This window comes from Micropruina sp., assembly GCF_047606365.1.
Taxonomy (GTDB): Bacteria; Actinomycetota; Actinomycetes; order Propionibacteriales; family Propionibacteriaceae; genus Micropruina.
The window spans coordinates 1-13224 of sequence record NZ_JASGEN010000112.1 but is presented as its reverse complement, the minus strand read 5'-3'; the positions used below and the strand labels follow the sequence as shown (position 1 = coordinate 13224).

The following is a 13224-nucleotide window of genomic DNA, read 5'->3' as shown; positions in this document are numbered from 1 at the left end:
GTCATGTTCGGCGGCAAGCCGGCGTTCCCGACGCCCGCGAGCGAGTTCGGTGCCGAGTGCGGCCAGCGGGGGTTCCCAGAACCGTCGGAACGCGGCCAGCCAGGCGTCCGCCTCGGCCAGCGGCGCGGACTCCAGGGCGTAGAGGCGCCGGGTGCCCTGCGGGCGGACTCTGGCGAAGCCGGCCTCACGCAGCACCCTCAGATGCTGCGAGACCGCAGGCTGCGAGATGCCGAACTCGCCCTGCACGATTCGGCCGATCTCGCCCGCGGACGCCTCACCCGCGGCAAGCAGCTCGACGATCCGGCGACGGACCGGGTCTCCGAGGATGTCGAGCGCGTGCATGACACCATATTTGCGTTAAGACTTATATAAGTCAAGACTGAATTAGTCTCCAGCCCTTAGTCATCCCGCCGAACGCCGGGATCTCCTTCACGGCCAGATCCCGGGGCAAGCCCGGGGTGACGGATACAGGGGTGTCGATCAGCTCGCCTTGCGCCGCCGCCTGGCTGGTGCCGGGGCGGGCACCTCCACCAGCGGCTCGGGCGGTTCGGCGACCGGGACCGTATGTCCCCGCAGCACCTCGCGGAGGAACTCACCGGTGTGCGATTCGGGGGTGGCCGCGATCTGCTCGGGGGTGCCCTCGGCGATCACCAGACCACCCCGCGACCCGCCCTCGGGACCCATGTCGATCACCCAGTCGGCGGTCTTGATCACGTCGAGGTTGTGCTCGATCACCACCACGGTGTTGCCGGCGTCGACCAGCCGGCCCAACACCCCCAGCAGCTTGCGGATGTCCTCGAAGTGCAGGCCGGTGGTCGGCTCGTCGAGCACGTACACCGTCCGCCCGGTGGACCGCTTCTGCAACTCGCTGGCCAGCTTCACCCGCTGCGCCTCGCCACCCGACAGCGTGGTGGCCGGCTGACCGAGCCGGACATAGCCGAGGCCGACGTCGACCAGGGTGCGCAGGTGCCGGGCGATCGCCGGGATGGCGGCGAAGAACTCCACCGCCTCCTCGATCGGCATGTCGAGCACCTCGGCGATGGTCTTGCCCTTGTAGTGCACCTCGAGGGTCTCGCGGTTGTAGCGGGCGCCGTGGCACACCTCGCAGGGCACGTAGACGTCGGGCAGGAAGTTCATCTCGATCTTGATGGTGCCGTCGCCGGAGCAGTTCTCGCAGCGTCCGCCCTTGACGTTGAAGGAGAACCGGCCCGGTTGATAGCCGCGCACCTTCGCCTCGGGCGTCTCGGCGAACAGCTTGCGGATGTTGTCGAAGACGCCGGTGTAGGTGGCCGGGTTGGACCGCGGGGTGCGGCCGATCGGAGACTGGTCGACGTGGATCGCCTTGTCGATGTTGTCGATGCCGGTGATCGACCGATGTCGGCCGGGCACCGTGCGGGCGCTGTACAACTGCTTGGCCAGCGCCCGGTACAGGATGCCGTTGACCAGTGAGGACTTGCCCGAACCGGACACGCCGGTGACCGCGATGAACTGCCCCAGCGGGAACGACACGGTGACGTCGCGCAGGTTGTTCTCACGCGCGCCCGCGACGGTGATCGCCCGCCCCGTCCGTGGCCGGCGACTGCTCGGCATCGGAATGCTGCGCCGGCCCGACAGGTACGCGCCGGTCAGCGAATCGGGGCTGGAGAGCAGCTCGCTCACCGGGCCGGAGACCACCACGTGGCCGCCGTGCTCACCCGCACCGGGACCGATGTCGACCGCCCAGTCGGCGGTACGGATGGTGTCTTCGTCGTGCTCGACCACGATCAGCGTGTTGCCCAGGTTGCGCAGCCGCACCAGGGTGTCGATCAGCCGGCGGTTGTCGCGCTGGTGCAGACCGATGGACGGCTCGTCGAGCACGTACAGCACCCCGACCAGGCCCGAGCCGATCTGGGTGGCCAGCCGGATCCGCTGCGCCTCGCCGCCGGAGAGCGAGCCCGCCGACCTGGACAGGGTGAGGTAGTCAAGGCCCACGTCGAGCAGGAACCGGAGCCGCTCGTTGATCTCTTTGACCACCCGTTCGGCGATCTTGGCCTCACGTTCGGTGAGCTCGAGCGAACCCATGAACCGGGACACCTCGTCGATCGACATGCCCGACACCTCGGCGATGTTGCGCCCGCTGACCGTGACCGCCAGCGAGGACGGCTTGAGCCGCGCCCCCTTGCAGGTCGGGCAGGGCACCTCACGCATGTAGCCGGCGAAACGCTCGCGGGAGTTCTCGGACTCGGCCTCGTTGTAGCGCCGTTTGATGTACGGCACCGCACCCTCGAATTTGGCCCGGAACGAATGCTCACGGCCGTGCCGCGACCGGGTGTGCACTCCGATGGTGCCCTTCACGCCGTGCAGGATCAGGGTGCGCACCCGTTCGGGCAGCGCGCTCCACGGGGTGTCGAGAGAGAATTTGTGGGTCTCGGCGAGCGCCTTGAACAGGGTCTGGAAGTAGCCGGAGACGTACACCGACGTCCAGCAGGACACCGCTCCCTCGGCGAGGCTCTTGTCGGTGTCGGGCACGATCAACTCGACGTCCACCTCGCTGGTGGTGCCCAGCCCGGAGCAGGCCGGGCAGGCGCCCCAGGGACCGTTAAAGGAGAACTGCCGGGGCTCGAGCTCTTCGATCGCGATGTCGTGCTCGTTGGGGCAGGCCAGTTTCTCGGAGTAGCGCCGCTCGCGATCGGGCGTGTCGGCGGGACGGTCGACGAAGTCGATCGCGACCACTCCCGCGGCCAGACCGAGCGCGGTCTCGACCGAGTCGGTCAACCGTTGCTTGGCGGACGGCTTGACGGCCAACCGGTCGACGACCACGTCGATGTTGTGCTTCTTCTGCTTGTCGAGCGTCGGCGGATCGGTCAGCTGATGGGTCTCACCGTCGACCCGGACGCGGCTCAGGCCCTGGGTGGCCAGCTGGCGGAACAGGTCGTGGTACTCCCCCTTGCGGCCACGCACCACCGGCGCCAGCACCTGGAACCGGGTGCCCTCGGGCAGCCCGAGCAACCGGTCCACGATCTGCTGTGGGCTCTGCCGGGCGATGGGCTCGCCGCAGACCGGGCAGTGCGGCCGCCCGGCGCGGGCGAACAGCAGCCGCAGGTAGTCGTAGATCTCGGTGATGGTGCCCACCGTGGAGCGCGGGTTGCGGCTGGTCGACTTCTGGTCGATCGACACCGCCGGAGAGAGGCCCTCGATGAAGTCGACGTCGGGCTTGTCCATCTGGCCCAGGAACTGCCGGGCGTAGGCGGACAGCGATTCGACGTAGCGCCGCTGCCCCTCGGCGAAGATGGTGTCGAACGCCAGCGACGACTTGCCCGAACCGGACAGCCCGGTGAAGACGATCATCGCGTCGCGCGGCAGGTCGAGATTCACATTGCGTAGGTTGTGCTCGCGCGCGCCTCTGACGATCAGCCGTTCATTCACGGCGATCATGCTAGACGCCCGCTCTGACAGTTCCTGCAGCCGGTCTGTCCCCACCGTCCCGGTCCCACCCCGTAGGGTGGCAGGCATGACCGAGCAGACGTTCACGGCGCCGCTCGAGACGTTGCGCAAGCGCGTCCAAGAGGCCACCCAGCGCCTGCTGGGCGACACCATCGGGATCTCCGACGGCGACTGGAACCGGGCCAGCCTGTTGCCGGGCTGGTCGCGGGCGAATGTGGCCGCGCACCTCTCGGCCAATGCGGACGCGCTCGCCGAGTTGATCGACGAGGCGGTTCAGGGACGATCGGTCGCGTTGTACGCCGACGAGGAACTGCGGGCCGAAGGCATTGAGCGCGGCTCGTGCATGACCGGCCTGGAGTTGCAGATCTGCCTCGACACCTCCGCGGGACGGCTCGAACGAGCGATGGACGCGGTGACCGACTGGTCGGCCCCGGTGGCGCTCCTCGGCCGTCGGCTGACGCTGGCCCAGGTGCCGATGGCGCGGCTGTCGGAGGTCGTCGCCCATCACCTCGACCTCGACTGCGGCTTCGACACCGGACGGCTCGACTCCTCCTCGGCGCGCTGGCTGCTGCAATGGGCGGAGCTCCGCTACGCCGACGACGCCGAACTGCCCGCCGTCCGGCTGGAGAGCACCTCGGGCCTGACCGCCGAACTCGGCGCCGCCGGCGAGCGCCGCACGGTGAGCGGAAGCGATGCCGCGCTGTGGGGCTGGTTGATGGGCCGAACCCGTCCCGACGGAATCGAGGGGTCGGACGGTCTCGCCCCGGCCCTGCGGGCATGACCACCGTCGCGATCGGGGCCGGCCTGCGGCTGACCAAGCGGTCGGTGGGGCCGATGGACAACAACGCCTACCTGCTCACGCACGGTACGGACGCCCTGCTGATCGACGCCGCCAACGAGGCCCGCGTCCTGCTCGAACTGGTGGCCGGACTGAACCTGGTCGGCGTGGTCACCACCCATCGCCATCCCGACCACACTCAGGCGCTCGCCGCGGTGGTGGCCGCCACCGGAGCGCCCGCCTACGCCGGCACGCCGGACGCCGGCGCGATCGAACGGGCCACCGGTGTGGCCTGCCGCGAGGTCTGGGACGGCGACGTCCTCGCCGTGGGTGGCGTCGACCTGGCGGTGATCGGCCTGGTCGGCCACACCCCCGGTTCGATCACGCTGGCGCACATGCCGTCCGATGCCCCCGATCGGCTGTTCACCGGAGATGCTCTGTTTCCCGGTGGTGTGGGCAAGACCGGAAGCGGCGCCGACTTCGACAGCCTGCTCGACGACGTCACCACCAAGTTGTTCGACCGGTTCGCCGACGACACGATCGTCCACCCCGGACACGGCGCCGACACCACGCTGGGCACCGAACGTCCGCACCTGGACGAGTGGCGCGCCCGCCGCTGGTAGCCCCGCGTTGGCACGGAGGGACGGTTCTTTTCGTCCCATTCCCGCAGCCTCGCCGGTACGGATCACTGCGGGGGCTGGTGGTACTCGGCTTCCTTGCGAAGGTCGTGCCGGGACTTGATCAAGCTGGCGACGGTGGTGATGGCCAGGGTGCCGATGATCACCAGCAGCGAGAGCCAGATCGGGATGTCGACGCTGAAGCCCCAGCCCTGGTCGAGGTGGTACTCGTGCAGAGCGTGCAGCACCAGCTTCACACCGATGAACGCCAGGATGAACGACAGACCGACCGACAGGTAGACCAGCCGCTGCAGCAGTCCACCGATCAGGAAGTACAGCTGCCGCAGGCCCATCAGGGCGAACACGTTGGCGGTGAACACCAGGAACGGCTCCTGGGTGAGGCCGTAGATGGCCGGGATCGAGTCGAGCGCGAACAGCAGGTCGGTGCTGCCCAGTGCGACGATCACGAAGAACATCGGGGTGATCAGCCGCTTGCCCTGCTCGACGACGGTGAGCCGGGTGCCGTGGTAGTCGTCGGTGGACGGAAAGGTGCGCTTCACCCAGCGCATCGCGAAGTTCTCGGTCTTCTCGTCGTCGTCCTCGGGATGCAGGTAGTCCATGAAGAGCTTCCACGCCGTCCAGATCAGGAAGGCGCCGAACAGGAAGAACACCCAGGAGAACCGCTCGATGGCGGCCGCCCCGAGCGCGATGAAGATCGCCCGGAAGATCAGCGCGAGCACGATGCCGAACATCAGCGCGTACTGCTGATATTTCCGCGGCACCCGCAGGTTGCTCATGATGATCACGAAGATGAACAGGTTGTCGATGCTCAGGCTGTATTCGGTCAGCCATCCGGCGAAGAACTCGCCGGCGTACCGCGGCCCCGACACTGCCCAGACGCCGAACCCGAACGCGATCGCCAGCGCGACATAGATGCCGATGGCGATGCCGCACTCCCGCATCGATGGTTCATGCGGGCGGCGTCCGATGATGAACAGATCGAACGCCAGGATCGCGACCGTCACCGCAAGAGTGATCAGCCAGGCGGTAGGGGTGACGTGCAAGGGAGCGCCTCCTCAGGCTTGAGCCTCGGAGGTCTCCGCCACTGTTGCCAGCCGAGGCGCCGGGCCGGAACGCCGACCGTGATGACGACCACCTCGCTAGGGAGTACTCCCCTCCGGCGTCGATTCTCCCACCCGACCGCAGGCCATGCCAATCCGCCGCGGCGACACAACTGCCGCGATGGTGTTCGCTCACCTGGGGGCAGCGACGGTTCGGCGAGATCGACCGGCGGCGCTCCCCTACTTCGTCGCAGCCAAAGTCTGGCGGATCATCTTCTTCAAGTCGGCGATCTCGTCGCGCAGCCGGGCCGCCAACTCGAACTGGAGTTCGGCGGCTGCGCTGTGCATCTGCTCGGTGAGTTCCTGGACGAGGCTGGCCAGTTCACTGGCCGGCATGCCGTCGGTGTTGCGATGCTCGTGCGAACCGATCGGCACCGGCGACACCGAACGGCGTCCGCCGGTTCTGGTCATCAGGCCGGCGGTGTCGGCGTCTTCACGGGCGAGCATGTCGGTGATGTCGGCGATCTTCTTGCGCAGCGGCTGCGGATCGATGCCGTGCTCGAGGTTGTAGGCCACCTGCTTGGCCCGGCGGCGGTTGGTCTCGTCGATGGCCGCCGCCATGGACGCCGTGATCGAGTCGGCATACATGTGCACCTGGCCGTTCACGTTACGAGCGGCGCGGCCGATGGTCTGGATCAGCGACCGTTCGGAGCGCAGGAAGCCCTCCTTGTCGGCGTCCAGGATGGCGACCAGGCTGACCTCGGGCAGGTCGAGACCCTCACGCAGCAGGTTGATGCCGACCAGCACGTCGTATTCGCCGAGCCGCAACTCGCGCAGCAGCTCGATCCGTTTCAGGGTGTCGACCTCGGAGTGCAGGTACCGGGTGCGGATGCCGTTCTCCATCAGGTAGTCGGTGAGGTCCTCTGACATCTTCTTGGTCAAGGTGGTGACCAGGACGCGTTCGTTGCGTTCGGCGCGCAGCCGGATCTCGCCGATCAGGTCGTCGATCTGGCCCTTGGTGGGCTTCAGGATCACCTCGGGATCGACCAGGCCGGTGGGCCGGATCAGCAGTTCGACCGGCGGCCCGGAGCGGGCCATCTCGTACGGACCCGGCGTCGCCGACAGGTAGACGGTCTGGCCGATCCGGTCGCTGAACTCCTCGAAGGTGAGCGGACGGTTGTCCAGGGCGCTGGGCAGCCGGAAGCCGTGCTCGACCAGGGTGCGCTTGCGGGACGCGTCGCCCTCATACATGCCGCCGATCTGCGGCACGCTGACGTGCGACTCGTCGATGACCAGCACGAAGTCGGCCGGAAAGTAGTCGATCAGACAGTTCGGCGCACTGCCCTGGGTGCGGCCGTCGATGTGCCGCGAGTAGTTCTCGATGCCCGAGCAGGTGCCGATCTGGCGCATCATCTCGATGTCGTAGCCGGTGCGCATGCGCAGCCGCTGCGCCTCGAGCAGCTTGTGCTCACCCTCGAGTTCGGCCAGCCGCACCTCGAGTTCGGATTCGATACCGGCGATGGCCCGCTCCATGCGCTCGGGGCCGGCGACGTAGTGGGACGCCGGGAACACCGCCACCTCGGTGTCGACCGAGATCACCGTGCCGGTCAGCGGGTGCAGCGTCGAGAGGGCTTCGATCTCGTCACCGAAGAACTCGACCCGGACCGCGTTCTCTTCATACATCGGGAAGATCTCGACGGTGTCGCCGCGGACCCGGAAGGTGCCGCGGGTGCCGGCCAGGTCGTTGCGGGCGTACTGGATGTCGACCAGCGCCCGCAGCAGCGTGTCGCGGTCGTGCTCTTCGCCGACCCGCAGCCGGACCATCCGATCGACGTACTCCTGCGGGGTGCCCAGGCCGTAGATCGCGGACACGGTCGCCACCACGATGACGTCGCGCCGGGTGAGCAGCGAACTGGTCGCCGAGTGCCGCAGCCGCTCGACCTCCTCGTTGAGTGAGGAGTCCTTCTCGATGTAGGTGTCGGTCTGCGGAACGTACGCCTCGGGTTGGTAGTAGTCGTAGTACGAGACGAAGTACTCGACCGCGTTGTCGGGGAAGAAGGTGCGCAACTCGTTGGCGAACTGGGCGGCGAGGGTCTTGTTGGGCTGCATCACCAGCATCGGACGCTGCAACCGCTCGGCCAGCCAGGCCACCGTGGCCGTCTTGCCGGTACCGGTGGCACCCAGCACCACCACGTCGCTCTCGCCCGCGGTGATCCGGTGTTCCAGCTCGTCGATCGCGGCCGGCTGGTCACCGGCGGGGACGAAGTCGGCCTGGACCTTGAACGGGGCCACCCGGCGCTGCAGATCGGTTGTCGGACGCATGACCTCAGCGTAGGCGTCCGCTCTGACACTCTTCGATCGACCCTCGTCCCGGACGCTACGACGGCGGGCCTCAGAGGCCCGCCGTCGCGTTTGTTGCGTGGAGATCCCGGATCGAGTCCGGGATGACGAGGGTCAGGTCGGGATGGCCTGCCTCGTGGACGTCATCCCGGCGAACGCCGGGATCTCCGCAGCCCGATCACGCCTTCAACTGGCTGTTCAGCAGTGAGTTGGTCATCTCCAGGTAGTCGTCCTGGACGGACGCCACCGTTGTTCCGGACGGCACGATCAGGGTCGACATCACGGTCAGCCCGTCGTCCCGCACGGACATGATCGTCACGTAGGAGAGTTTCACCGAACCCTGCGAGGTGGCCCGGGTGCCGCTCCAACTGCCGATGCCGACCGACAACCGGCTGTTCTTGACGTCCATCACCGACGGCGTCTTGGTGCTCACCCCGGTCATGTTCGCGGTGATCTGCTTCATGTACGAGGCGACCACGTCGGTGCCCGAGATCTGACCCTCCACCCGGAACGCCTGGGTGGCCAGCAGGGCCTTGCCGTTGCTCAGCTGGGTGAAGTTCTTCATCTCTTCACGGCTGGACTGCTGCCAGCCGTTCGCCGGCGTCACCGACACCCCCAGACCCACCTCGATCCCGTCACCCGACGGGGTGTTCGTCGAGGTCGACGGGCTGGGATCCGGCGACGGATCGGTGGACGTCGACGGGTCCGGGCTAGGCTGCGGGGACGGCGGGGTCGACTGCTGGGTGGACACCGTCGGCGAGACGCTCGGTGTCGGATCGCCGCCGCTGGGGCCGAACAGCGTCATCAGCAGCCAGCCGGCCAGGGCCACCACGGCAAGGCCGGCCACCACGATGCCGATGATCATGCCGTTGCCCTTCGGCTTCGGCGGCTGCGGCTGGAAGCCGCCTCCCGAATAGCCGGGCCCACCGAACGATCCGGATCCCCCGGCCGGCGGATACTGCTGGCCGGCCGGCCCATAGCCCTGTTGCGGGTAGCCGCCCGGCTGCGAGGGCTGACCGCCCGCCGGATAGGGCTGGCCACCCGGCGGGAACGAACCGCCGGCCGGCCCGGGCTGCCCCTGCTGCGGCACGCCCTGCTGCGGCTGTCCCTGCGCCGGATACTGCGGCTGCGGGGGCTGGCCCTGCTGTGGGTACGGCTGGCCCTGTTGCGGGTAGGGCTGACCGCCCTGCGGGAACTGCTGACCGCCGCCCTGCTGGGGGTACTGCGGTCCGCCCTGTCCGGGGTACTGGTTCTCGCTCATGCCTGGGCCTCCGTGCTCTCGACGTGGGCGTGGGGCGCCTTGCCTGCGGCGCGCACACTGACTCCGCAGTTGGAGCAGAACAGCGCGGACGGCAGCAGCGGCATCTCGCACGACGGGCAGAACTCGAGGTTCGGTCCGGTCGAGCGGGCCCGTGCGGTGGATTCGAGCGCTGCCTCCATCAGGCCGCGGTGCAACGCCGTCCGGATCCGCACGATCAGCACGGCCAGGATCGCCAGCCCCCACAGGATGGACAGCACCAGCGCCAGCACCGGGTTGCCCAGGAAACCGAGCAGGTAGAGCCCGCCGGCGAACAGCACGTTGGCGCCGACGGCCTCGGCGAGCCCGCGGAAGTAGCGCGGGCTGAAGCCGTCGTAACCCTCGCCCAGGCCGGAGAACTCGGCGCAGGCGATGCCGGTGGCGGTGCCCATCAGCAGCGGCTTCACGAAGCCCTCCAGCACCAGCAGCGAGATCCAGGTCGGGGCGTCCGAGACCCCCGCGTAACCGCCGGTGATCAACGGCCAGTGCTTGACCAGGGTGTCGGCGGTGGCGAACGCGACGCCGGAGATGACGCCGAAGGTGAGGCCGTCCATCAGGTCGTCGAACTCGGGCCGGGCGGCGAGCACGACCGGGCCGATCTGCCGGATCGCCTCACCCACCACGGGCACCAGCAGGGCGGCGATCAGGAAGCCGCCGAAGGTCGGGGCGAGTGTCTCGGTGTCTCCCCAGGACGCCGCCGGGCTGAGCGGACCCCGCAGGGTGAGCCACAGCCACGTCCAGGCTCCGCCGAGCACGGCGGTGAGCAGGAAGGCGAGGCCGGTCACCAGGACCGGTTCGTCCTCCCACATGTTCACGTCGTAGAGGTAGACGATGTAGACCAGCGGCATCGCGAAGGCTGCGATCAGCACCGCGATCGGGAGCGCCCCGGTCGCCGCGACGATCACCGTGACCAGCAACGCCAGGCCGAGTGCGAACTGATAGGTCATCGGCCGGACGGCGGCACCGCGCGGCATGATGGTGGACACGAGTTTGAGGGACACTACGGATTCGTTCGGCTTCGCAGCGAACGACGCCTTGCGCGCGCCGTCGTCGGCATGGGCGTCCAGCCCGCACACCTGACAGTAATGCGCCGCCTCAGGTACGTCCGTGTGGCAACGAGTGCACTGCACGACTGAATTCCTTCCGGTCGGTTTGGGCGGCCCGATCCCGGGGCCGCGTCGGGTCAGTCTCTCAACACATAGGGCCGGGAAAACGCCCGGCGATACACGTTCTTGGCAAGATTTCACGCCACAATTCAGGAGTTCGGCCCGATCCGGGCCAGGGACCGCCCGGTCCGCGAATTCCCTGGTCAGCCCAGCTGGTCCAGGAACTCCCGGCGCATCGTGGTGACCTGCTTGCGGCGGCTCGCCGAGATGCCGGACGGCAGCAGCGTGATCACCGCCAGCGCACCACCGTCGTTCTCGGCGTCGATCGCGACATGCGCGCTGACGGTGACCCGGACGCCGTCGCCGAGTACCCCGGACGCCTCGGCGGATGCCTTCTCGACCGATCCGGAACTGCTCGTGGTGTTCCCGATGCGGCGCTTGCCGAGGCCCGCCGAATGCCGATTGAGCAGCCGTCCGGCTTCTTCGGCGGCGGTCGCGTCGTCGCCGGCGGTATAGGCCCGGAAGATGACCGTGGCCCGACCGGCGGTCAGCACCACCTGGGTGTCGCTGGTGGTGTCGACCTGCCAGCCGTCCGGCCATGACACGGTGTAGCCGCCCACGTCGGTCTCATTGCCGGCGCCGTCCCCGGAATCGTCGTCGTCATCGGATCCGGGCACCGACGACGACCAGTCGGACGGCGCGCCGGTGATGCCGCCGTTCCGGTTGCTCGCCGCGAAGGCCAGCACGGCGACACCTGCGAGGCCACCGCCGACCAGGTACAACAGCCCCCGGCGGTCCGGACCGGGTCGTTGTGGGGGCGGGCCGAGTGGCGCCACCGTCTGTGCACTCCATTGACTCGAGGCCGCATCGTCCGCGGAACGAACCCGGTCCTGGCCGGACGGCGGGTAGTTCTCGTAGGTCGGCGGCGGCGTGCTCACGGGCTCAGGGTGCCATGCGAGGGGCGCCGGGGCGGGGAGGCGGTACGCAACCGGTGCCACAGGGCGTCGGTGGCGTTGCGCAGTTCGGCGGGCGTGCCGTTGTTGTCGATCACCTCGTCGGCGGCGGCCAGCCGCTGCGCGCGTCCGGCCTGGGCGTTGATCCGGGCCAGCGCCTGCTCCCGGGTCAGGCCGTTGCGGGCCATCAGCCGGTCCAGCTGCGTCTCGGGGTCCAGGTCGACCACCACCACCACGTCGAAGGCGTCTGACTGCCCGGTCTCCACCAGCAGCGGGATGACCTGCACCACGACCGAACCCGGCGGCGCGGCCCGGCTGAGCTCGACGGCACGAGCCCGGACGGCGGGGTGCACGATCGCTTCCAGATCGCGCCGGGCGTCCGGGTCGGCGAAGACGATCGCGCCCAACGCCGGCCGGTCCAGTTCCGCCGGGCCGCCGTCCGCAGCGGGGTGCAGGACGCCGGCACCGAAACGCGCGACGATCGCGTCCAGGCCGGGCGTGCCGGGCTCGACCACCTCGCGGGCCAGCACGTCGGCGTCGATCAGCACCGCACCCAGCTCGGCCAGCCGGTCGGCCACCGCCGACTTCCCGGACGCGATCCCGCCGGTCAGGCCGACCAGCAGCAGGTCGGGGCGTTCCTGGTTCACCATCGGCGCGGAACTCGCGAAGGGGACGGGTTGTTCACCCGGCCAGCATGCCCGCCCCGCGGACACGGCGTCCACGTCGCCCCGCCGGAGCCCGAACGCCGACCGGCCCGGCTCCCACAAGGGGAACCGAGCCGGTCGAGTGATTACTGGTCGGACTAACCTCAGCGGTTGCCGGTCAACCGATCGCGCAGCGCCTGCAGCGCCTCGTCCGAAGCGAGCGAACCCTCGGCCTCGGTCGTGGTGGTGCTGCCCGCGGAGTACGCGGCGGTGCTGGCCTCGGCCACGGCCGCCTCGACACCAGCGGCCTCGGCGTCCTTGACCTGCTGCTTGTGAGCCTCCCAGCGGGCCTGGGCCTCGGCGTACTGCCGCTCCCACGCCGCCTGCTGCTCTTCGTAGCCGGGCTTCCACTCCTGGGTCTCGGGATCGAAGCCCTCGGGGTAGATGTAGTTGCCCTGGTCGTCGTAGGACGCGCTCATGCCGTACAGCGCCGGGTCGAAGTCGTCGGCATGCATGTCGACACCCTCGTTGGCCTGCTTGAGCGAGAGCGAGATCCGGCGACGCTCGAGGTCGATGTCGATGATCTTGACCATGACCTCGTCGTTGACCGAAACCACCTGCTCGGGGATCTCCACGTGACGCTCGGCGAGCTCGGAGACGTGCACCAGGCCCTCGATGCCCTCTTCGACGCGGACGAACGCACCGAACGGCACCAGCTTGGTGACCTTGCCCGGCACGATCTGGCCGATCTGGTGGGTGCGGGCGAAGGTCTGCCACGGATCTTCCTGGGTCGCCTTCAGCGACAGCGAGACACGCTCGCGGTCCATGTCGACGTCCAGCACCTCGACGGTGACCTCGTCACCGACGGTGACCACCTCGGACGGGTGATCGATGTGCTTCCAGGACAGCTCGGAGACGTGCACCAGGCCGTCCACGCCGCCCAGGTCGACAAAGGCGCCGAAGTTGACGATCGAGGAGACGACGCCCTTGCGGATCTGGCCCTTG

Annotated in this window: 11 protein-coding genes; 2 read left to right on the top strand and 9 right to left on the bottom strand. The window is 68.7% G+C overall.

The genetic code is table 11. The features are described 5' to 3' along the window. A partial coding sequence (locus tag QM624_RS13445; protein ID WP_415092634.1) for an ArsR/SmtB family transcription factor occupies window positions 1-342 on the bottom strand: 342 nt, incomplete at its 3' end. A 138-nt stretch (window positions 343-480) separates the two neighbouring features. Beyond that, entirely contained in the window at window positions 481-3414 is a 2934-nt protein-coding gene (gene uvrA / locus QM624_RS13440) for an excinuclease ABC subunit UvrA (RefSeq protein WP_415092632.1), read from the bottom strand. A 76-nt stretch (window positions 3415-3490) separates the two neighbouring features. Here uvrA and QM624_RS13435 point away from each other — a divergent pair, with 76 nt between their 5' ends. Both QM624_RS13435 and QM624_RS13430 read left to right on the top strand, forming a co-directional pair. Continuing rightward, window positions 3491-4204: a maleylpyruvate isomerase family mycothiol-dependent enzyme gene (locus QM624_RS13435; RefSeq protein ID WP_415092630.1), complete on the top strand. Its 714-nt coding sequence runs from the start codon at window positions 3491-3493 to the stop codon at window positions 4202-4204. Continuing rightward, complete coding sequence (locus tag QM624_RS13430; protein ID WP_415092628.1) at window positions 4201-4824, top strand: MBL fold metallo-hydrolase; 624 nt, start codon at window positions 4201-4203, stop codon at window positions 4822-4824. Before QM624_RS13435 ends, QM624_RS13430 begins: the two co-directional genes overlap by 4 nt. 62 nt (window positions 4825-4886) lie before the next feature. On the opposite strand, the gene QM624_RS13425 is transcribed toward QM624_RS13430, so the two are convergent. From QM624_RS13425 to QM624_RS13395, 7 genes are all read right to left on the bottom strand, one after another. Further along, a complete protein-coding gene (locus QM624_RS13425) occupies window positions 4887-5882 on the bottom strand; it encodes a TerC family protein (protein ID WP_298133116.1) in 996 nt (331 codons plus the stop codon). A gap of 237 nt (window positions 5883-6119) precedes the next feature. Beyond that, complete coding sequence (gene uvrB / locus QM624_RS13420) at window positions 6120-8201, bottom strand: excinuclease ABC subunit UvrB (protein ID WP_415092626.1); 2082 nt, start codon at window positions 8199-8201, stop codon at window positions 6120-6122. A gap of 196 nt (window positions 8202-8397) precedes the next feature. Next, window positions 8398-9480, bottom strand: a complete 1083-nt coding sequence (locus QM624_RS13415) for a hypothetical protein (RefSeq protein WP_415092624.1) — start codon at window positions 9478-9480, stop codon at window positions 8398-8400. Then, on the bottom strand, window positions 9477-10646 hold the full coding sequence (locus QM624_RS13410) for a PrsW family glutamic-type intramembrane protease (protein WP_415092622.1): 1170 nt from the start codon (window positions 10644-10646) through the stop codon (window positions 9477-9479). The genes QM624_RS13415 and QM624_RS13410 overlap by 4 nt, the downstream gene beginning before the upstream one ends. Window positions 10647-10825: 179 nt before the next feature. Beyond that, on the bottom strand, window positions 10826-11560 hold the full coding sequence (locus QM624_RS13405) for a hypothetical protein (protein ID WP_415092620.1): 735 nt from the start codon (window positions 11558-11560) through the stop codon (window positions 10826-10828). Continuing rightward, entirely contained in the window at window positions 11557-12222 is a 666-nt protein-coding gene (gene coaE, locus QM624_RS13400) for a dephospho-CoA kinase (RefSeq protein WP_415092618.1), read from the bottom strand. Before coaE ends, QM624_RS13405 begins: the two co-directional genes overlap by 4 nt. 161 nt (window positions 12223-12383) lie before the next feature. Further along, on the bottom strand, window positions 12384-13224 hold an 841-nt coding region (locus QM624_RS13395), incomplete at its 5' end, for a S1 RNA-binding domain-containing protein (RefSeq protein WP_415092616.1).

Coding starts and splice junctions, on each gene's coding strand:
- QM624_RS13415 (WP_415092624.1), bottom strand. CDS start 9,480: ATGAGCGAGAACCAGTACCCCGGACAGGGCGGACCGCAGTACCCCCAG.
- QM624_RS13435 (WP_415092630.1), top strand. CDS start 3,491: ATGACCGAGCAGACGTTCACGGCGCCGCTCGAGACGTTGCGCAAGCGC.
- QM624_RS13430 (WP_415092628.1), top strand. CDS start 4,201: ATGACCACCGTCGCGATCGGGGCCGGCCTGCGGCTGACCAAGCGGTCG.
- uvrA (WP_415092632.1), bottom strand. CDS start 3,414: ATGATCGCCGTGAATGAACGGCTGATCGTCAGAGGCGCGCGCGAGCAC.
- uvrB (WP_415092626.1), bottom strand. CDS start 8,201: ATGCGTCCGACAACCGATCTGCAGCGCCGGGTGGCCCCGTTCAAGGTC.